This window comes from Faecalibacterium gallinarum (genome assembly GCF_022180365.1).
Taxonomy (GTDB): domain Bacteria; phylum Bacillota; class Clostridia; order Oscillospirales; family Ruminococcaceae; genus Faecalibacterium; species Faecalibacterium gallinarum.
Window position 1 is genome coordinate 30613 of sequence record NZ_BQKV01000036.1, and the last position, 20686, is coordinate 51298.

The 20686-nt window shown below is 62.1% G+C and carries 18 protein-coding genes; 3 read left to right on the forward strand and 15 right to left on the reverse strand.

Annotated features, from left to right (window positions below; genetic code table 11):
- Positions 1-116: 116 nt before the first annotated feature.
- The 6 genes from hpt to JCM17207_RS06120 form a co-directional block, all read right to left on the reverse strand.
- A complete protein-coding gene (gene hpt, locus JCM17207_RS06095) occupies positions 117-668 on the reverse strand; it encodes a hypoxanthine phosphoribosyltransferase (RefSeq protein WP_238316733.1) in 552 nt (183 codons plus the stop codon).
- A gap of 3 nt (positions 669-671) precedes the next feature.
- Positions 672-2111 carry a tRNA lysidine(34) synthetase TilS gene (gene tilS, locus JCM17207_RS06100; protein ID WP_238316734.1) on the reverse strand — a complete coding sequence of 480 codons (1440 nt, stop codon included), beginning with the start codon at positions 2109-2111 and terminating at the stop codon, positions 672-674.
- 11 nt (positions 2112-2122) lie between these two features.
- A complete protein-coding gene (gene dnaB / locus JCM17207_RS06105; protein ID WP_238316735.1) occupies positions 2123-3526 on the reverse strand; it encodes a replicative DNA helicase in 1404 nt (467 codons plus the stop codon).
- 112 nt (positions 3527-3638) lie between these two features.
- Positions 3639-4094, reverse strand: coding sequence for a 50S ribosomal protein L9 (gene rplI, locus JCM17207_RS06110; protein ID WP_238316736.1), 456 nt, complete (start codon positions 4092-4094; stop codon positions 3639-3641).
- A 106-nt stretch (positions 4095-4200) separates the two neighbouring features.
- Positions 4201-6192 (reverse strand): DHH family phosphoesterase, encoded by a 1992-nt coding sequence (locus tag JCM17207_RS06115; RefSeq protein ID WP_238316737.1) that lies wholly within the window; start codon positions 6190-6192, stop codon positions 4201-4203.
- 72 nt (positions 6193-6264) lie between these two features.
- Positions 6265-8064, reverse strand: a complete 1800-nt coding sequence (locus JCM17207_RS06120; protein ID WP_238316738.1) for a ribonuclease J — start codon at positions 8062-8064, stop codon at positions 6265-6267.
- Between the two features lie 432 nt (positions 8065-8496).
- Here JCM17207_RS06120 and rnhA point away from each other — a divergent pair, with 432 nt between their 5' ends.
- The 3 genes from rnhA to JCM17207_RS06135 all read left to right on the forward strand — a co-directional run bounded on the left by rnhA (position 8497) and on the right by JCM17207_RS06135 (position 11206).
- Complete coding sequence (rnhA, locus tag JCM17207_RS06125; RefSeq protein ID WP_238316739.1) at positions 8497-8958, forward strand: ribonuclease HI; 462 nt, start codon at positions 8497-8499, stop codon at positions 8956-8958.
- Entirely contained in the window at positions 8959-10029 is a 1071-nt protein-coding gene (gene mnmA, locus JCM17207_RS06130) for a tRNA 2-thiouridine(34) synthase MnmA (protein WP_238316740.1), read from the forward strand. It abuts the gene before it with no gap.
- 67 nt (positions 10030-10096) lie between these two features.
- Positions 10097-11206, forward strand: a complete 1110-nt coding sequence (locus JCM17207_RS06135; protein WP_238316741.1) for an endonuclease/exonuclease/phosphatase family protein — start codon at positions 10097-10099, stop codon at positions 11204-11206.
- Positions 11207-11364: 158 nt separating this feature from the next.
- Here JCM17207_RS06135 and mgsA read toward each other — a convergent pair whose 3' ends face one another.
- The 9 genes from mgsA to JCM17207_RS06180 all read right to left on the reverse strand — a co-directional run bounded on the left by mgsA (position 11365) and on the right by JCM17207_RS06180 (position 20399).
- The gene (gene mgsA / locus JCM17207_RS06140) at positions 11365-11769 is read right to left on the reverse strand and encodes a methylglyoxal synthase (RefSeq protein ID WP_238316742.1); all 405 of its coding nucleotides are present in this window, start codon (positions 11767-11769) and stop codon (positions 11365-11367) included.
- Between the two features lie 178 nt (positions 11770-11947).
- The gene (locus JCM17207_RS06145; protein WP_238316743.1) at positions 11948-14008 is read right to left on the reverse strand and encodes a peptidoglycan D,D-transpeptidase FtsI family protein; all 2061 of its coding nucleotides are present in this window, start codon (positions 14006-14008) and stop codon (positions 11948-11950) included.
- A gap of 29 nt (positions 14009-14037) precedes the next feature.
- Positions 14038-14571 carry a rod shape-determining protein MreD gene (mreD, locus tag JCM17207_RS06150; protein WP_238316744.1) on the reverse strand — a complete coding sequence of 178 codons (534 nt, stop codon included), beginning with the start codon at positions 14569-14571 and terminating at the stop codon, positions 14038-14040.
- 19 nt (positions 14572-14590) lie between these two features.
- Entirely contained in the window at positions 14591-15421 is an 831-nt protein-coding gene (gene mreC / locus JCM17207_RS06155; RefSeq protein WP_238316745.1) for a rod shape-determining protein MreC, read from the reverse strand.
- Positions 15422-15542: 121 nt separating this feature from the next.
- On the reverse strand, positions 15543-16565 hold the full coding sequence (locus JCM17207_RS06160) for a rod shape-determining protein (RefSeq protein ID WP_238316746.1): 1023 nt from the start codon (positions 16563-16565) through the stop codon (positions 15543-15545).
- Between the two features lie 153 nt (positions 16566-16718).
- Complete coding sequence (locus JCM17207_RS06165; protein ID WP_238316747.1) at positions 16719-17294, reverse strand: Maf family protein; 576 nt, start codon at positions 17292-17294, stop codon at positions 16719-16721.
- A gap of 33 nt (positions 17295-17327) precedes the next feature.
- Entirely contained in the window at positions 17328-17774 is a 447-nt protein-coding gene (gene dut / locus JCM17207_RS06170; RefSeq protein ID WP_238316748.1) for a dUTP diphosphatase, read from the reverse strand.
- Positions 17775-17795: 21 nt separating this feature from the next.
- Positions 17796-19865 (reverse strand): peptidase U32 family protein, encoded by a 2070-nt coding sequence (locus tag JCM17207_RS06175; RefSeq protein ID WP_238316749.1) that lies wholly within the window; start codon positions 19863-19865, stop codon positions 17796-17798.
- A gap of 168 nt (positions 19866-20033) precedes the next feature.
- Positions 20034-20399 carry a cell division protein ZapA gene (locus tag JCM17207_RS06180; protein WP_238316750.1) on the reverse strand — a complete coding sequence of 122 codons (366 nt, stop codon included), beginning with the start codon at positions 20397-20399 and terminating at the stop codon, positions 20034-20036.
- Positions 20400-20686: the final 287 nt, after the last annotated feature.

Here is a 20686-nt window from a genome sequence, read left to right on the forward strand (position 1 = left end):
GCGCCAGGGCCAGCACCAGCGGGTTAAAACGCGGTCTTTTCGGTTGCAAAAACAATCAACTCCCGTTCTGCTTCTGACGAAGCGATTCTATGGTTCAAACTCTCTGTGCGGTTGGCTCATGCCCGCTCGTAGACATGGGGCTTGAGCACGCCCACATAGGGCAGATTGCGGTATTTCTCGTTGTAGTCCAGGCCATAGCCCACCACAAACTCGTCCGGCACCTGGAAGCCCTCGTAATCGGGCTGGATGTCGGCCTTGCGGCGGGTGGGTTTATCCAGGATGGCGCAGATCTTCACCGAGCTGGGGTTGCGCATCTTGAGCATGGGCACCAGGTTGGAGAGGGTGACGCCGGTGTCCAGAATATCCTCCACAATCAGCACGTCCTTGCCGGTGAGGTCGGCATCCAGGTCCTTGACGATCTTGACCAGACCGGTGGTCTGGGTGTTGGTGCCGCCGTAGCTGGACACCACCATGAAATCGATGCTGCACGGAATGGTCACCGCCCGCATCAGATCCGCCATAAAGACCACCGCACCCTTGAGGATGGAAACCAGCAGCAGGTTTTTGCCCGCATAGTCGCGGCTGATCTGAGCGCCCAGATCGGCCACCTTGGCCTTGAGCTCTTCCTCAGTGACCAGAACGTTCTTGATATCGTCGTGCATACTCATGATTCAAACTTCCTCTCTTTTTTCCGGTTCCAGCAGCAGGATGGTGCCGCCGGTTTCATCGGGGGCCAGCCCATCCGCAAAGCCCGCGCCATAGACCCAAAGGATCTCACTGCCGTCCGCCAGCAGGGGCAGCCGGTCCCGCTCCTCGGAGGGGATCGCCGCTTCGTTCATCCATTTGCGCAGGCTCTTGCGGACGCCGCGCCCAGCCGGCCGGAAGAAGTCGCCCGGCCGGCGGCTGCGCACAACAAGCGCAGGATGCAACATGGTTATTCTAGCATAATCTGCCTGATTTTTTAAGTCTTTTTTATGAACGACCTGTGTTTTTTCTTGAAAAGTCGGCTCGAAAAGCCGCGTGTGAAGCCGATATCCCCCCGGCAGAGGGTATTCGGCCTGCCGGGCGGGGTCAAAGGGGACGCACCAGCCCGGTTCGGGCGGCATTTCTGCCCGCCGGGGGCGGGCCTTTTCCAGCCAGAAAAGCCCCCGCTCCGCCCGGGCCCGCACCTCTGGCCGCAGCTGCACCGCGCCGCTGCCCCGCTCCACCAGGCCGCAGAGCAGACGGATGTATTTTTCTTCCGGGTCCCGCACCGAGGCCGTCAGTCGGTGGATCGCCGCCTCTAGTATCAGAGGGTCCGCCTGCCGGAGAACTTCCAGACGGTAAGCCTCCGCCCCCGGCAAAGCGCCCGGCGCCAACGCCCCGGCCAAAAGCCGCCGGGCTTCCCGGGCGAAATAGGCGTCGGCCCGGGCGGCCTTCTCACAGAAGCGGGCCAGATTTTCCTCCGCCGCCCCGTTTGCCGACCGCAGGGCAGGCAAAGCGTAGCGGCGCAGGCGATTGCGGGCGTAGGCATCGGTCAGATTGGTCTCGTCGGTGACCCACCCTTGCCCCACCGCCTGACAATAGGCCTCGGTCTGGGCCCGGGTCAGGCAGAGGAGCGGCCGGGCGTAGAAATCCCGGGCCGGGCGGATCCCCGCCGCCCCGTGGAGCCCGGCCCCCCGGGCCAGCCGGAACAAGAGGGTCTCGGCCTGGTCGGTAACAGTATGGGCCGTCGTCACCCAATCTATCCCCTCAGCGTGGAGGGTTTCAAAGCAGCGATACCGCAGGGCCCGGGCCCAGTCCTCCCCGGGGTGGGGCGGGATGGGCCCCAGCTCGGCAGCCCGGAAAACCCGCAGCTCCACCCCGAGATCCGCGCAGACCGCCCGGACGAAAGCTTCGTCCCGGTCGGCGGCAGCGCCCCGCAGACCGTGGTTGATATGGCAGGCGGTCAGTTCCAGCCCCAAATCCGCCCGCAGCGCCCAGAGCAGCCGCAGAAGAGCCATGCTGTCGGCCCCGCCCGAGACCGCCGCCGCCACCCGCAGGGGGCCGTTTTTTTCCCCGTGCAGAAAAAGCCCGGCCTGCCTGCAAAATGCAAGGACCTGGGCTTCGATCCGGCTGGGGGAAAAATCCATCCTCCCGCCCCTCATCCGCGCTTGAAGTCCACATCCATAAAGCGGGTGTGGGCGCCGTCCCATCCCAGCGGGACAGTGCTGGTCTCGCCGTGGCGGTTCTTGGCCACAATGCACTCGGCGGTGTCGGCGTCCACCTCGGCGCCGTCCTGCTGCTGGCTGGAATAGTACGCCTCGCGGTAGAGGAACAGAACGCAGTCGGCGTCCTGCTCGATGGAACCGGAGTCACGCAGGTCGGACAGCTGGGGCCGGTGGCCGGAGCTGTTGCCCTGTTTTTCCACCGCACGGGAGAGCTGGCTCAGGGCGATGATGGGGACGTTCATCTCTTTGGCCATGATCTTAAGGTTTCGGGTGATGGAGCTGATCTCCTGCACCCGGTTCTCGCTCCGCTGGCCGGAGGTCATTAGCTGGAGATAGTCGATGACGATCAACCCAATATTGGGCCGGCGGGGGTCCTGATTGACCCGGCGGATCTTGGCTTTCATCTCAGCGATGGTGATGCCCGAGGTGTCGTCCATGTAGATGGGGGCATCGTGGAGCTTTTCGGTGGCCAGGGCCAGATACTCCCAGTCCCCTGCCTTGAGAGCGCCGGTCCGGAACGCCTGGCTGTCGATGCCCGCCTCCGCCGAGAGAATACGGTTGGTCAGCTGCTCCTTGGTCATTTCCAGGCTGAAGATGGCCACCGGGATCTTCTCCCGCATGGCCACGCGAGTGGCAATGTTCAGGGCAAAACTGGTTTTGCCCATACCGGGGCGGGCCGCCAGAATAATCAAATCGCCCCGGCCCAGGCCGGTGAGGACCGTGTCCAGCAGCCGGAACCCGGTGGGAATCCCTTTGTATTTATCTGCATCCGGGCCGCTGATTTTTTGCAGGTTGGTCAAGGTCTCCACCATGCTGGAAGCCAGCGGGGTCAGGGCGCTGGAATCCCGGCCGGAGCGAATCTCATAGATCTTCTGCTCGGCATTTTCCAGCAAGAGATCGGCGTCCGGCTCATCGCCCGCGTTTTCCAGGATATCCTTGGCCACCCCCATCAGCTGGCGGACCAGATACTTCTCCTGGACGATCTTGGCGTAAGCTTTGACGTTGGAGATGCTGGGCACCGTCTCGGCCAGGCCGGTCAGGTAAACCTTGGCCTCGTCGGCGCTGCTGAAAGCGCCATCCGAGATGACGGCATCCAGCAGGGTGACGAAGTCGATGGTCTGGTCGCTGGTGAACAGCCGGAGCATCTCGGTGTAGATCCGCCCGTTCTGCCGGGTGTAGAACATCTCCGGCCGGAGGATCTCCACCAGCTCGGTGAGGGTCTCGGGCTGGAGCAGCACCGCGCCCAGGACGCTCTGCTCCGCCTGCATGCTGTAAGGCAGGCTGATGCCCACGCTCTCGAGATTCAGTTCATTGGAATACCGGCGTTCCGACGGCATAGGGTTCCTCCTTCCGCCGCCCGGGGCGGCTGTCTTGGCCCCCAAATCAGGGCCCGGACAAAAAACGCCCCCTGGCGAGAGGGGGCGCCGAAATTACTCTTTTGGGCCCGGATCAGGCGGGCTCCACTTCCACGTTGACCTTAAAGCTGGCCACAACGCCAACGTACAGCCGGACTTTGCCGTTGTAGACGCCGGCTTCCTTGATGTCCCGGGTCTCCAGCTCCACCTTCTTTTTGTCGATGGTGGTGCCGGTCAGCTCGCTGAGTGCAGCGGCGACTTCCTTGCCGGTGACTTTGCCGAACAGACGGCCGGATGCGCCGCCCTTGGTCTTGACGGTGACCGTCTTATCGTTGATCTTGGCAGCCAGCGCCTGGGCGGCAGCCACATTCTCTGCCTCGTGGAAGTCGGCGGCAGCCTCCTTGCTGCGGGCGATGTTCAGCGCGCTGGCGTCCGCCACAGCGGCCAGCTTGCGCGGGAACAAAAAGTTGCGGGCGTAGCCGTCCGAAACCTCGTGGATCTCATCCTTCTTGCCGATGCCCTTGACATCCTGCTTCAAAATAACCTTCATCGCTTTATCCCTCGTTTCCGTCCGGGGTGCTGTCTGGGCAGCCCCGGCATAATCTCTGTTTAGTATACCGCATCCGTATGAATTGGGCAATAGCGTATTTCCGCCCTTAGGCCTTGGTGCCGGGGACGGAGCTGCCCTTCTTCTGGGCGGCCCGGTAGAGGTCGATGGCCGCATAGAGCCGGACCCGGGCCTCCTCGGGGGTGGTGTGCTTGAGCTGGGCCGCCGCCATGGTCTGGTGGCCGCCGCCGCCCAAAGCTTCCATAATCACCTGGACGTTCACCTGGCCCATACTGCGGGCCGAGATATTCACCCCGCTGCCCGACTGGACCGCCACAAAGCTGGCCTGCACTCCCTGAATGGTGAGCAGGTCGTTGGCGGCCTGGGGCACCGCCACCCGGGCCTCGGGGGGCAGCTCGCCGCAGACCGAGACAGCACAGCTCTTGTACATCTGGGCCGCGGCCACCAGATCGGCCTTGGCCTTGTATTCCACCATGCTCACATCGAACAGGGCCCGGACCCGCTCGGTCTCCGCGCCGTAGCGCCGCAGGGCCGCCGCCGCCTCGAAGGTGCGCACGCCGGTGTGGAGGGTGAAGTCCCGGGTATCCAGCATAATGCCGGAGAGCAGGCCCTCGGCCTCCACCCGGCTGGGCTTATCCTCCCGGCTGCCCACATATTGCAGCAGCTCGGTCACCAGCTCGCTGGTGGAAGAGGCGTAGGGCTCGTGACAGACCAGTACCGGATCTTTGATATAGCCCACGCCCTTGCGGTGATGGTCGATGACCGCCACCTTGCCGCACCGCTCCAGAATTTCCTTGCTCTCCACCAGGTTCACCTGGTATGTATCCACCACGATACAGAGAGTGCTCTTGGTGATGATGCTCAACGCGCCCTTGGGATCGATAAAGTCCTTTTCCTGCCCGGCCTCAATCAGCGCGTCGATGAGGCTGGCCGCCAGGGTGGCGTCCTGCCGCACTGCGATAACCGCAGGCACATCGCAGATTTTGCAGATCCGCAGAACACCCTCGGCGGCGCCGATGGCGTCCAGATCGCTCATCCGGTGGCCCATAATCACCACATGGTCGGCCTCTTTGATCAGGCCCACCAGGGCATCGGCCACAATGCGGCTGCGGACTTTGCTCCGTTTTTCCACGCCGTGGCTTACGCCGCCGTAGAAGGTGAAACCGTCCGGCGTCATCTCGGCGGCCTGGTCGCCGCCCCGGCCCTGGGCCATATCCAGGGCCTGGACCGCCATATCCTGGGCCTCGTGGAGGGTGGAGGCCCCCCGGCCGATGCCGATGGAGATGGAGAGGTTGACGCTGGGGTTCAGAGCCCGGATCTTATCCAGCACGTCGTAGCTGCGCTGGGCGTATTGCTGGAGGTGGCGTTCCTCCACCACCGCAATGTAGCGGCCGTTGGCCACCCGGCGCAGAAAACCGGTGCCCCGGCCGATCATCCCCTCCAGGGTACGGTTGATTCCCTCCAGCAGGCGGGCACTCTCGCTGTCCAGCATATCGCCGAACACATCGTCGAAGCCATCCACCGAGAAGATCATATACCCCGGGCGGCTGGCCTTATATTCAGCCTCCACCTTCCGCAGGGCGGTCTCGTCGCTGAGAACCAGAATGGTGAGCGTATCCTCGGTGCCGGAGGCGGCCGAGCTGTGGATCTTCCACATTCCGCCGGCACAGGAGAGCAGCTGGCCCTCCTCACCCTGGCAGAGGGTCAGATCCAGCCCCGGCAGCACCTTGCTGATCCGGGCGGCCAGAGCGTCCTGCCCGTTCAGCAGATGCTCCCGAAAAGCATCGTTGTACCACAGCAGGGTGTCCTCGGCCGAGAGCAGGGCCGCCGGCTGGGACAACACACTGAGGGTATATTGGGTTTTGGAATTTTCAAACTCGCCGCCAATAATCCAGCGGGAGATCTGGGTGCGCAGCTGGTAGCGGAACAAAAAGACGAAAGCCGTGCAGAGCACCAGCGCCGCCACCGCCACCGGCCAGAGGGCCGGTTGGGTCACCACCAGCAGAACCGCAAAGGCAAGCCAGAGCAGCCCGAACGCCGCAGTCAAAAGTTCCAAAGTAAATCTGGGTTTCTGTTTCATGATTTCTGTCTCCCCGGAAGGGTTTTGGCGGGCAGGGCCGGAGCCTTACCCGCCGGGAGGGGGCGCAGCGCGTCAGACCTCCATTAAAATAGGAAGGATCATGGGGCTGCGCTTGGTGCGGCGGTAAATATAGCTGCTCAGCGCCTCCCGCACCCGGGTCTTGACGCTGTTCCAGTCCCGGACATGCTCCTCGACGCAGCGGTCCAGCGCCATCTCCACCACACTCTGGGCCCCATCCATCAGGCTCTCGTTCTCGCGGACGTAGACAAAGCCCCGGCTGACCAGGTCCGGCCCGGCCAGCACTTTGCCGGTGCGGTTGTCCACGGTGGCCACGATGATCACCAGGCCGTCCTCCGACAGATGCTTGCGGTCCCGCAGAACCACGTTGCCCACATCGCCGACCCCCAGGCCGTCCACCATGACGGCGCCGGCCGCCACCGGCTCGCCCAGCTTGATCTCATCCTGCGAAAGAATGACATTGGAGCCGTTCTCTGCAATCAGGATATTGCTGTGGGGGATGCCCAGGCTGGCCGCGGTCAGGGCGTGCTTCTTGAGCTGCTTATACTCGCCGTGAACCGGCAGGAAGTACTTGGGCTTGGTCAGGCTGAGCATGAGTTTCTGCTCCTCCTGGCAGGCGTGGCCCGAGACGTGGACATCGTACATGCTCTCGTAGATGACCTGGGCGCCCAGCAGCAGCAGGCCGTTGACGATCTTGGTGACGCTCTTTTCGTTGCCGGGGATGGGGTTGGCCGAGATGATGATGAAGTCCCCGGGGCCCACCCGCACCTGCCGGTGGCTGCAAGAGGCCATCCGGGACAGGGCGCTCAGGGGCTCGCCCTGGCTGCCGGTGGTGATCAGCACCACCTGCTCAGGGGGATATTTGTTCAGGTCCTCGATGTTGATAAGGGTCCCCTCGGGGATGTGCATATACCCCAGCTCCTGGGCCATGGCCGTGTTGTTGACCATGCTCCGGCCGCTGAAAGCCACCTTCCGGCCCTCTTCCACCGCCAGGTCAATGATCTGCTGGACCCGGTAGATGTTGGAGGCGAAGGTCGCAATGATGATCCGCTTGTTCCGTGCCTGGGTAAACAGGTTGTGCACACCGGCGGCCACCTTCTGCTCGGTGGCGGTGAAGCCCGGCCGCTCGGCGTTGGTGGAGTCGCTCAGCAGAGCCAGAACGCCTTTCTGGCCATACTCGGCCAGGGTGGACAGGTCGGTGGGGCCACAGCCCAGGGGGGTGTAGTCGATCTTGAAGTCGCCGGTCTGGATCACCACGCCCGCCGGGCTGTCGATGGCAAAGGCCACCGAATCCGGGATGGAATGGTTGACGTGGATGGGCTCAACGGTAAAACAGCCCGCTTTGATCTTATGGCGGGGGGTAATCTCCACAAACTTGGTTTTGCCCGCCAGGTTGAACTCCTCCAGCTTGTTCTTAATCAGGCCGCAGGTCAGCCGGGTGCCGTAGATGGGCACATCAAACTTCTGGAGCAGATAGGGAATGCTGCCGATGTGATCTTCGTGGCCGTGGGTGATGAACAGGCCCTTGATCCGGTCTTTATTCTGAACGACGAAGGTGAAATCCGGGATCACCAGGTCGATGCCATACATTTCGCTGTCCGGGAAGACCAGGCCGCAGTCCACGATGATCATATCGCCGCAGCACTCATAGACGGTCATGTTCTTGCCCACTTCGCCCAGGCCGCCCAGGGGATAGATGTGCAGCGGGGTGGCTGCCTCTTTGGGCTGCTGGGGCCGGCGGGACCGCCGGGGATGATAGGGGCGGCGGGGTTTGGCCGACCGACCCTCGCCGGATGCGCTGGATTTGGCCCCGCTGGGGGTGCCGTTGCCGTTATTCTCTTTTGCTTGTGCCATTTGTACCTCCAAAAATTATACGCAAAGCGGGGCCCGCCTCCCGGCATGGCCCGCTCTGTTCAGGGAGGCAGGGGACGCCATTGTCCGCGCCTGTCTCCGGGTGGATACACCGTATAGAAATCACAAAAAGCCTGCTCACAGGCTTTGAAACCTACTCTTCAAAGGCCCCGTTGACCCTCGCCAGTCCATCTGCTCGATGCGACCGTGGTCCGCCTTTTGCCGAGATCGGGCATACGCCGCGCCTATGCCCCTATACGTCAATTGTTGGTTTTAGTATAGTAGCCCGGCCTCTTTTTGTCAATTCCGAGCTTTGGCAGCCTAGTTGGAAAATATGCGTTTTCTCTTGACAGCGAGGGCAAAATAGCTCTAAATAAAGGTAGCGCCGCCCGCCTTTGGGAGGCGGCAGAACGTCTTGTGCAACAGGAGCAACCCATGAAACAGGTCGAAATTTACACCGATGGCGCATGCAGCGGCAACCCCGGCCCCGGCGGCTGGGGGGCGGTGCTGCGCTACCGCTTCGGCGGCAAAATCTACGAAAAAGAGCTCAGCGGCGGCGCCGCCAGCACCACCAACAACCGGATGGAGCTGACCGCATTTATTGAGGCCCTGCGCCAGCTGAAAGAGCCCTGCGAGGTGCGCTACTGCTCCGACAGCCAGTATGTCATCAACGGGCTGCAAAAGGGCTGGGCCAAGGGCTGGCGGGCCCGGGGCTGGAAAAAGTCCGACGGCTCCCCTGCCCTAAACCCGGACCTCTGGGCCCTGGCGCTGGAACAGGAGGCCCGGCACAAGATCACCTACATCTGGGTGAAAGGCCACGCCGGACACCCGGAAAACGAACGCTGCGACCAGCTGGCCGTGGCCCAGAGCAAAGCATACGGCGGGAGGCAAGAGTAAATGCAGGATGTTTTTTTGCCCGGCAACGGGTTTGATACCTACGAGGCACAGGACAAGGTTCTGGTGGGAATGAGCGGCGGGGTGGATTCCAGCGTCGCGGTACGGATCCTCCAGCAGCAGGGCTTCGCGGTGACGGGGGCGGTGATCCGCTTTTCCCCCGCACACGAGGGGGCTGTGGAGGCGGCCCGCCGCTCTGCCGAACAACTGGGGATCGAGTGCGTGGTGCTGGACGCCCAGGATCTGTTTGAAAAAGAGGTAATCCGCCCCTTCTGCGCCGACTACTGCGCGGGCCGCACCCCCAACCCCTGTGTGATGTGCAACCCGGCGGTCAAGTTCGCGGCCCTGCTGGAGGCCGCCAACCGAATGGGGATCTCCTATATTGCCACCGGCCACTATGCACGGGTCGAGGTGGATGAGGACGGCGTCTGCCGGATTCATCGGCCCGCCAGCCTGGCCCGGGATCAGAGCTATATGCTCTGCCGTCTGGACCAGAAGGTGCTCAGCCGGCTGATCCTGCCCCTGGGCGAATTCGAGAAGGAGGACATCCGGGAGATGGCCCGGGACTTTGGGCTGGACTGCGCCGACGCCCCCGACAGCATGGAAATCTGCTTCATCCCCGAGGGGGACTACGCCGGGTACATCACCCGGCGGGGCCTCACCGGCAAAGCCGGGCACTTCCTCTCCCCCGACGGGGCGGACCTGGGCCCCCATAAAGGGGTGCTTCACTACACCATCGGCCAGCGCAAGGGGCTGGGCCTGGCTCTGGGAGAGCCGGTGTTCATCAAGTCCATTCTGGAAAATGGCGACATCCAGCTGGCCCGGGCTGGGCAGGAGTATTTCCGCACCGTGACCCTGCGGGACATCGCCACAGCCGACGGTCAGCCCCTGGCCGCCGGGACCTACCTGGTCAAGGTGCGGAGCGCTGCTGCCCTCACCCCGGCGGAGTTCGACGGCCGGGATACCCTCACCTTCCCCGAGCCGGTGCGGGCCCCCGCCCCGGGCCAGACAGCCGCCCTTTACCGGGACGGCGCTGTGCTGGGCGGCGGGTTTATCGCCAGCGCAATGGAATAATCCGTTAGAATATAACTATCCGTTATTAAAGTTCACCCAAAACTATGGTAAATGAGAGGAGAATTGTATGAGCCGCGTTACATCCCGTTTTGCTTCCATCCCGCTCTGGGTGCGGGGAATTCTGGGGCTGTTGGCCCTGGTGCTGCTTCTGGTGATCGGCTATGTGATCTACTACTTTGCCAGCTACTACCGCATTGAGGACAACCTAACCCTGGAGGTCCGGGGGGCGGCGGCCGCCGCTGACGAGACCCTGGCCGCCGGGCAGGAGTACAGCATCCTCACCTGGAACCTGGGCTTTGGGGCGTACAGTGCCGATTACAGCTTCTTTATGGACGGCGGCACCGAGTCCCGGGCATACAGTGCCGACGCGGTGCGGGAGAATATCGGCGGAACCCTTTCGGCTGCTCAGGCCTTAGATCCGGACTTTATCTTCTTCCAGGAAGTGGACGTGGACGCCACCCGGTCCTATCATGTGAATGAGTACGAAATGGCGGCGCAGTCCTTTGCGAGCTACGACAACGTGCTGGCCATCAACTTTGACTCCCCTTACCTGTTCTGGCCTCTGCTGGAGCCCCACGGCAAGTCCCTGGCGGGCATGGTGACCCTCTCCCGCTTCCCCATTCAGAGCGGACTGCGCCGCAGCCTGCCCATCGACAAAGGCCTGACCAAGGTGTTTGACCTGGACCGCTGTTACAGCATCAGCGAGCTGGAAGTGGAAAACGGCCGCAAGCTCTATCTCATCAACCTCCACGCCTCCGCTTACTCGGAGGAGCCCGAGACCGTCCCCGCCCAGATGCGGCAGCTGGCTGCCGATCTGGAGAAATACTACGCGGACGGCGAAAACTATGTGATTGTGGGCGGCGACTTTAACCAGGATCTGCCCGGCGACTCCCTCTCTCGGCTGAACGAAAGCGTTGGCGGCTACACCTGGGCCCGCCCCTTCGACCGCAGCTATCTGCCGGAGTCCTTCTCGGTGGCAGACTACACCCAGGATCCCCTGGTACCCAGCTGCCGCAACTGCGACACCCCCTATGTGCCCGGCGAGACCTTCGTTATCTGCGTGGACGGGTTTATCGTATCGGACAATGTGCGGGTGGAAAGTGTGGAAGTCCAGGACGAGGGCTTCGCCCACACTGATCACAATCCGGTCCTGATGCGTTTTGTACTGGAAGGATAATCCGACCAAATTATTACATTTAATTTAATATAGCAGACAAAAAGCTGCACCCTGTCGGCCCCGAGGCGTTTGGCCCGGCCGTGAGGATGCAGCTTTTGTTTTACTCTTGCTTTGGGTTTGAGTGGGCGCCCGCGCAGACGCCCGGCGCAGAATACGCCTTATTTCTGAGGGTTTACGATGTCGCGCCAGTCCAGATCGCCCCGCTCGAGGCCGTGGATCAATACTTCCGCCGTCGCAATGTTGGTGGCCATGGGGATGTTATGTACATCACACAGCCGCAGAAGGGTCATCTCATTGGGTTCGCTGGGTTTCGCATTGATCGGATCACGGAAGAACAGCAGCAAATCGATCTCATTGCAGGCAATGCGGGAGGCAATCTGTTGGTCGCCGCCCTGAATCCCCGCCAGGAAACGCTGTACCTGCAAGCCGGTAGCTTCGGAGATTAGTTTGCCGGTCGTACCGGTCGCCACCAATTTGTGCTGGCTTAAAATGCGGCAGTACGCCGTGCAGAACTGTACCATCAGCTCCTTTTTGGAGTCATGCGCGATCAGCGCAATCGTCATTCGCCCCATCTCCTTTGCTCACACTTCAGACTCGAATCAAAAAGGTTTCACAGAACCATATTACCACAATTTGCGTTCCATGACAACAGTTTTTATACAGAACATTCAATTTCTTGGAATTTACACGTTGAAAACCATCCTTGCCCACCCCCAAAAGGGGCGGCAGACCAAGTTTTTTTCACTCCAGCAGCTGACCCTCAGGCACGGGGGTCATGGTGTTGGACCGCTCGAAGAAATAGGCGTTGAAGATATCCGCCACCAGATTGCCCGCACGGGAACCGCCGCCGCCGTACTCGATCACAATGCCGAGGGCGATCTGGGGGTCCTCCACCGGGCCGTAAGCAATCATGGTGGTATTGGTATAGTGCTTGCCGTTTTCGTCGGTCTCACTGCGCTGGGGGGTGCCTGTCTTACAGGCAATGGTATAGGGGTAATCGGCCAGGCCCGAAACTGTATCGGAAACGCCGATCATGCCCTGCTCCACCAGGTCAAAGGCCCCCATATTGTCCTCGATGATATCCACAATCTCGGGCTGGACCTCCTCCAGCACCTCGCCGGTGTTGGTATCCAGAAGGGCCTTGACAAAGTGGGTGCGGTAGCGCACCCCCTTGTTGGCGATGGTGGCGGCATAGGTGGCCAGCTGCACCGGCGTCACCACCGTATTGCCCTGGCCAATGGCGGCCTGGACTTCCAAGGATTCGGTGTAGTTGGAATCCTGCTTGGTGGTCAGGCGGCCGGTAGACTCGCCCACCTCCACGCCGGTGGCCACACCCAGGCCCAGGCGGTAGGCATAGGCATCGTAAACGTCGCTGGTGGTGCGGCGGCCTACGTCATAGAAGAAGATATTGCAGCTCCACTTGATGGCGGTGACAATGTCAATATCTCCGCTGTGGCCGTGGCGGGTACACTTGGGGTGATAATCCTTGAAGTAGGTGTAAACGCCGTTGCAGTAGACAGTCTCATCCTTGGTGATGGTGCCGCTGAGCAGGGCAGCCAGGGCCACCGAGGGTTTATAGGTGGAACCGGGGGTATAGAGCCCCTGCAAGGCACGGTTATACAGGGGCAGACCGGGGTCTGCACTGTACTCGCTGTACTGGGTGCTGTACAGGTTCTGGTCAAAGCTGGGATAGTTGGAGCAGGCCAGGACGCTGCCGTCCTTCACATCCAGCACCACCACCGCACCCGCGCTGGCCGCCGTACCATAAGTCTCGGCGATCTGCTGGATGTTCCGGGCCAGAGCCTCATCCACCGCTTTCTGGAACTCGCTGTTCACCGTCAGCATCACGGTTTTGCCCGGCTGGGGCTCGGTGGTGATGCTGGTGTCGATGATGACGCCGTTTGCGTCCCGGGTGATGGTCTCGACGCCGTCCTTGCCCCGCAGTTCATCCTCGTAGACCGATTCCAGCCCCGAGATGCCGATGACGTCGTTCATGGCGTACCCCTTATCCCGCAGGGGATAAGTTACCTGGCCGTTTTCGTCCACCACCTTCCAGCGCTCAGCGGTGATCTTGCTCACCCGGCCCAGCACATGGGGCAGAATGGTGCCGTCGGTATAACTGCGGGCGCTGGTCTCGGCGATCTCCACCCCGGGCAAGGTCAGGCTGCGCTCCTTGATGGCCGCCACCGTCTGGTCCGAGACGTTCTCCGCCAGAATGAAGTTGTTCAGGTTGGAAAAATCCTCCTGCTCCATCTGATACCGGATGCCGGCCAGAACCCGCTGCCAGCCGGGCTCGTACCCGGTCAGCTCGTATTCCTCCACCAACTTTTCCATGATATCGTCGGCAGTGGCATACTGCTGCATCCCCAGCGAATCTTTGAGGTTCGCAAGGGCTTTCTGGTCGCTCTCGCTGGCGGGGTCGTCGGTAAAGGCATAATGGCCCTGGGCGTCCGGCGCGCCGATCAGCATTTCATCGTTCCAGCTCTCGCCGCAGGACTGCAAAAGCAGCACGGCCTGGCGCAAAGTCTCGTTGAGGTCGCTGTCGCCCATCATGAGCTTGTTCAAAATCACATTGTAGCAGGTAGTACTGGTGGCAATCCGCCGGCCATAGCTGTCCACGATATCGCCTCGGGCCGCCGTCACCGTAAACTTATACTCGGTGGTGTTGGTGGCCTTGGCGGCGAACTCGTCTCCATGGACCAGCTGCAAAAAAATCAGGCGCAGGACATACAGCCCAATGATGGCCCCAGCCACCGCAATCAGGAGCATCATGCGGCGCACCACCGTTTTCCGTTCTTCCAAGGCTGCCGCCTCCTTCCTGTTTTTTCGGGTTATATAATCCCGGTGTCAATCTTGAATTCCGTATGGATTCTCCGGACCGCCATAAACAGCGGCATGGAAATCACCCCCGACATCAGCACCGTCAGGGGCACATACCGCAGATAGCGGGCCAGCGCGCCGCTGTACTCGGGCATCACATAGAAAAAGAGGTGATCCCCCGAAAGGACAAACCAGACCAGCAGCCCGCTGATCAGCCCGAAATTGAGGGTAGTGGTCTTGAGATAGAGCTGGGCCGTCACCGACAAAAGAAAGCAGAGGATCATCAGCTCCAGGGCCAGCAGGCCCACCGTCCGGCCGGCAGTGTAGTCCCACATGAGACCACAGACCGCCCCGAACAGGGCCCCGGCGAACTCTCCCTCAAACACCGCCACCGCCAAACCCAGGGGCAGCAGGAACACCGGCTTTGCCTCGCCCAGCTGCAAAAAGCCGGGGGTGGTCTGAAGCACCGTGCATCCCAGCAAGAGCAAAAGATAACAGCCCCATTTAAAGCCCTGGGCGCGCTTGCGTTTCCGGCGTGATTCCATGGTCGGCCTCTCCTTTGCCTTAATACTGGGTGATGACAAATGCGTGCTTGGCCCCAAAGACGTCGCCGCCCGGCTCCACCACCGCGATGGTGGATTTGCCGCTGCTCTCGGGCAGGAGCTCCACAATGGTGCCCACCAGCACATCCGGAGGGTACACCCCGCCCAGGCCGGTGGTAATCACCTGGTCACGGACGGTGGCCATGGAGTCCCGGGCCAGGTTGGTAAACAGGCACAGCCCCTGCTCGGCATAGGAGGCGTCCCCGGTGAGGATGCCGTTATCCCGGGTGCGGGAGACCACCACCGACGCATTGAAGCTGGGGTGGAGGATGGTCAGCACCTTGCAGCTGGTGAGATCGGCCTCAATGACAACCCCCAGCAGATACCCCTCGTCGCTGACCACGGTGTCCCCCCGCTCCACTCCGTGGGCGGTGCCTTTGTCCAGGGTAAAACCGCCGAACTCGTCCAGGGTGTCCCGGCCGATGACAAAAGCCGAGACATAGGTGTTCTGGGGATTTTCCTCCTGGATCTGTTCCAGTTTTTTGTAGGCCTCGTTTTCCGCCTTGAGGCGGTCGTACTCCACCATCTGGGACCGCAGCTCGGCGTTCTCCTCCCGGAGGGTCTCATTTTCTTCCATGATGGCGTCAATGTTGGTGTACTTCTCCCAGAGAGAGGACACCCCGCCGCTGACGGCGGCCGCCACCTTCTGGAAGGGGGCTACCGCCACGCTCAGCAGCTCCTGGGGAGCAGCGGTCAGGCGGCCGTTGGCCCCGGCGTAGGCCATCAGACCCACCAGGAACACCGCCACCGCGATCAGAATCTTAAATTTCCAGGTGTCGAAAAAATCCTTCACCGCGCCAGCCTCCTGTTCCTGCGGTATCTGGTTTGTAAAAAAGCGCGGACAGCCGCCGCCATCCGCACTTTTATTTCGCTTTCAGCGGCATACGGGCGCGCCCGATGTACGGCTCCAAAGCTTACATCCGGCCGCCGTCGGTGTCCAGCACGTCGTGCAGCAGGTCCACATGGTCCAGCACAGCGCCGGCGCCCTTGGCCACGCAATCCAGCGGGTCCTCGGCGATGTGGACGTCGATGCCCGTCTCGCTCTGGATCAGCTGATCCAGGCCCCGCAGCAGGGCGCCGCCGCCCGTCAGGGTGATGCCGCGGTCGATGATGTCGGCGCTCAGCTCGGGCGGGGTCCGCTCCAGGGTCTCCTTGATGGCGCTGGTGATCTTGACCAGACACTCCAGCAGAGCCTCCCGGATATCCTCGGAATGGACCACGATGTTCTTGGGCAGGCCGTCCACCAGGTTGCGGCCCTTGATCTCCATGGTCATCTCCTCTTCCAGGACATAGGCCGAACCGATTTCGATCTTGATCTGCTCGGCGGTGCGCTCGCCGATCAGCAGGTTGTATTTGCGCTTGATAAAGGCGATGATGGCCTGGTCGAACATATCGCCCGCCATCCGCACGCTGCGGGAAGCCACGATGCCGCCCAGCGAGATCACCGCGATCTCAGCCGTGCCGCCGCCGATGTCCACGATCATGCTACCGGTGGGCTCGCTGATGGGCAGGCCCGCGCCGATGGCGGCCGCCATGGGCTCCTCAATCACCGACACCTGACGGGCACCCGCCTTGAGGGTCGCCTCACGAACGGCCCGGCGCTCCACCTCGGTGACGCCGGAGGGGATGCAGATGACCACCCGGGGCCGGGCGAACATGCTGTTGCCGCAGGCCTTCTTGAGGAAGTTCTCCAGCATATTGGCGGTGATGTCAAAATCGGCGATGACGCCGTCCTTCAGGGGGCGGACCGCCACAATGCTGCCCGGGGTACGGCCGATGACCGCCTTGGCCTCGGCACCCACACAGCGGACCTCGTCGGTCTTGGTGTCCACCGCCACGACAGAGGGCTCCCGCATGATGATGCCCTTGCCCTTCATATATACCAACGTATTGGCGGTGCCCAAATCTACGCCTACATCTTTCGACAGAAAACTCATAACCCAGCTGCTCCTTTTATATACTCCTATAACTCCGATCCATTCTAAACGTAAAATGGCCGCGGCTCGGCGCCGCCGCCACAGAATGACACAACTATATTATAGTCACCGAAACCCGTTTTCACAAGCGTTTCTGCAAGTTTTTCGATTTTTTCATCTTTTACCGCCTTTTTCCGCTAAAAAAGACGCAATGAGGCGGGCGGTTCGGCTGATGGGCAGGCCCATGATGGTGTAGTAATCCCCTTCCAGCCGGTCCAGCCAGAGGGCGGCCCGGCCCTGGATGGCGTAGGCCCCCGCCTTGTCGTAGGGTTCGGCTGTGGCGGTATACCGCTCGATCTCCTCCTCATCCAGGGGGAAAAACCGGACTTTGCAGCTGTCCACAAAGCTCTCGGTCCGGCCGCCGCCGGACACGCACACCCCGGTATGTACCGCGTGGGTGCGGCCCGAGAGGGCCCGCAGCATCCGCTTGGCGTCTTCGGCGTCCTGGGGCTTGCCCAGCACCTGGCCGTCCACCTCCACCACGGTATCGCTGCCCACCACCAGACAGTCCGGGTGATCCCCCGCCACCGCCAGGCATTTGCCCCGGGCCAGAGCCTCCACCAGCTGTTCGGGGGTGTCGGCCTGGACGGCCTTCTCGTCAAAGTCGCTGGCACAAACGGTGAAATCCTTGATATACAGCTCCAGCAGCTGGCGGCGCCGGGGGCTGCCGGAGGCTAAAATCAGTTCCATAGTTGCTTCTTCTCCTGTTTTGCAATTCCTGATTTATTTACCGGTGGAGCCGAAACCGCCCTCGCCCCGGGCGGTGTCTCCCAGCTCCTGCACAGGCAGGAACGCCGCCGTGTACACCGGCGCGATGCAGAGCTGTGCCACCCGCTCCCCGGGCTGGATGGTATAACTCTCGGTGCCCAGGTTGATGAGGGGGACTTTCAGCTCCCCGCGGTAATCGCTGTCAACGACCCCCACCCCGTTGGCCATACAGACCCCGTGTTTGATGGAAAGTCCGCTCCGGGCGTACACCAGGGCCACCGCCTCGGAGCCGGGCAGCTCGATGGCAAAGCCGGTGGGGATCAGGGCCCGCTCCATGGGAGCTAGGGTTCGGGGCTCATCCAGCACCGCGCAGAGATCCGCCGCCGCAGCCCCTGCCGTGGCGTAGGCGGGCACCTGGGCGCGGGGGTCCAGTACTTTATATTTTACAGTAATCGTCTGCATTCTATACCTCTCTTGTCTGGGTCAGTTGGTACCCTTGAAATAAAGCCCCCGGGTGAACTCCCCCTCGAAGGGCTCGCCCCGGCGGATCTTGTCCAGCACCTGGGCAGCTTCGGCCTGGGTTTCCAGGGTGAAATAGGCCACACCGTAATCCACCGCCAGGGCGTCGGGTTTGTCTCCCATATAGATGGGCACCGGGTTATAGATGGTGCGCACCCCCAGCCCGCAGCGGACCGGGAACTTTTTGGCCTTGCGGTCGGTCAGCTCCCCTTTTTTGTCGCAGTGGGTGCAGTCCCGCACCTTTTGCAGGGGGCAGGCCCGGGTCAGCATCAGGGGCATATGACCATAAATCAGCGCTCCGGTGGGGACGGGTTTTCCCTCACGGGCCGGTGCGATCCAGACCATCTCGCTGTCTTTGACTTCGGGCAGGACCAACAGGGCGTTGATCCCCAGGTCTGCATAGCTCTGGGCCGCCAGAGGATTGGTGACATTCAGCCCCAGCCCGCCCGAGAGGGGCAGGCCCCGGCAGATCCGCAGGTGGGCGATGTTGTTGGCCTCGTACCCGGCAAAGCCCTGGTCTTTTGTGGCTCCCACCCGCCGAAGGGTGTCCGCTTCCAGCGCGCCGAACATGGCCCGGGGCAGTTCCAGGATGGTTTTGGCTCGCCACTGGGGCGGCACCTGGTCGGCCTGACCGATGGGCAGGATCAAATATTCCACCCCGTCCAGAGCCTCGGTGGGCACCTGGTCCCACCGCTCGAACCGGGCCCGGAGGGTCCGGCGGGCGGGAATCTCCCGCCGGGTCAAAGTCAGGGGCTCCATCGGCTGGGTGGGCCAGGGGCGGAGGGTCTCCCGTTTTTGGAGCAGACTCTCCAGGGCCTGGCGGCGCAGCTCGTTGACGGCGCTGCCCGGCAGATACCAGGGCCCGCCCTCCATTTCTACGGTGATCTCCCCTGCCTGGAAGGGGGTGCCGCCGGTCTTGGCCAGACTGCGGCGCAAGCTCTCGGTGGGGTCGGTGCGGGCGGGGGCGGGTTCGGCGTCCCCGTAGGCAAACGCCCGGTTGCCGTCGGCATCGGTGACGGTGAGCTTTTCGCCCCCCTCCTCGATTTCCAGCTTCATCTCCACCGGCACCCGGGACCGCTCCCGCCGGTAGAGCTCCCGCAGAGCAGGCAGGGTTTTGCGGGTCAGCTCGGCGTCCGCCTCGCTGCGGGTGCCGAACATGGTGCCATCGATCTTGCCATCCAGATAGCCGGAGGTGAAGCCCGACCGGCTGAAGGCATTTTTCAGCAGTTCCCGGTCGTAGGCCCGGCCCTCCCGGCCCGCCAGGCAGGCATCCACCGCCGCCGCCACATACTCCGGCGTCCGCAGGCGGCCCTCGATCTTGGCCGAGGCCACCCCCAGGGACTGGAGGATGTTCAGCTGGTCGATCACCGAATTATCTTTCAAGGAAAGATGATGGGCCCGGCCGGGGCGCCCCTCCGGCAGGGAAGTTGCATCGAAGGGCAGGCGGCAGGGCCCGGCGCAGGAGCCCCGGTTGCCGCTCCGCCCGCCCAGAAAGGCGGACATATAACACTGGCCGCTCATGCTCATGCAGAGGGCGCCGTGGACAAAGCACTCGGTTTCCACAGGGCAGTGTTTGGTGATGTATTCAATCTCCGAGAGGCTCAGCTCCCGGGCCAGGATCACCCGTTTGAACCCCTGTTCCGCCAGTTCCAGCGCCCCTTCCAGGGTGTGGACGCTCATCTGGGTGGAGGCATGGCGGGGCAGATCGGGGGCGATCCGGGCGATCAGCCGGGCGGTGGCCAGGTCCTGGCAGATCACCGCATCGGCACCGCTGGCGGCCACCGCCCGGACGGCTGCGGCCAAATCCTCCAGCTCGCTGGCGTAAACGGTGGTGTTCATGGCCACATGGACCCGAACCCCCCGCCCGTGGCAGAAGCGCACCGCCTCGCAGAGGCTGGCTGCGTCAAAGTTGCCGGCCCCTGTGCGGGCGTTGAAGCCCGAAAAACCCAGGTAGACTGCGTCCGCGCCGCTGTATACCGCCGCCCGGAGCATCTCTTCGCTGCCCACCGGGGCAAGAATCTCAATCTGTGCCATAGCTCTCCTTTTTGCTGTTCCTTGGTTTATTTTGGATTCGGGCGGGCCATCCTCTCCCTGGGGGCGGCAGGTCTCGGCTGCCTCTCTCCCCCGGGCCGCCCTATTTTCGCCCGTCCCATAATATGTCCCATAATATAATGTATAATAATGTGCCCTGGATTGGGCAGATCAGGTCTTTTCGCCCTTGCGCATCCGGGCCAGCTGCTCTCGCAGAGCGGCAGCCTCCCGGCGCAGGCTCTCATTTTCGGCCTTGACCTTGTCCTCGGCGGCCTTGGCCCGGGCCGCATCGGCGATATAATCCTGGATCTGGCTGCGCATGTTCTCGGCGCTGCCGGTGCTCTTGCGGTATTCGTCGAGATAGTCCATTGCGCAGAAAACCGCCGCCTTGGTGGCCGAAAGGCTGGGGTTCTCTTTCATCAGTTTGCTGATGTCCCGGTCCAGCTTGTCCGCCAGAGAGAGGATATACTGCTCCGAATCGGTGGTTGCGATGGCGTACTGCGCCCCTGCAATCATCACTCTAACCTTGTTTACCATAGCTGCCTCGCTTTCTGGGCCTTTTCCGGCGCCGGCGGCGGCCCAAAGCCCGCCCCGGCAGGCCCGGCGTCCTCTGTTTTGGAACCCACCGCGTTTGGCGGGGAGTTTGTGGCCGCATTTGTGGGCGAGTTACCCCCGCCATTGCACCCTGCGCCCCCCGTTTGCGGCACATTCCGCTCTATCTATTATAATATAAATATGGTGCGAGAGAAAGTGGTATTTTCAAATTCTTGCACTTTCAGCACAAAGTTTCACGGTAAAAAATAGCAGTAACAGAAAAAATAGGC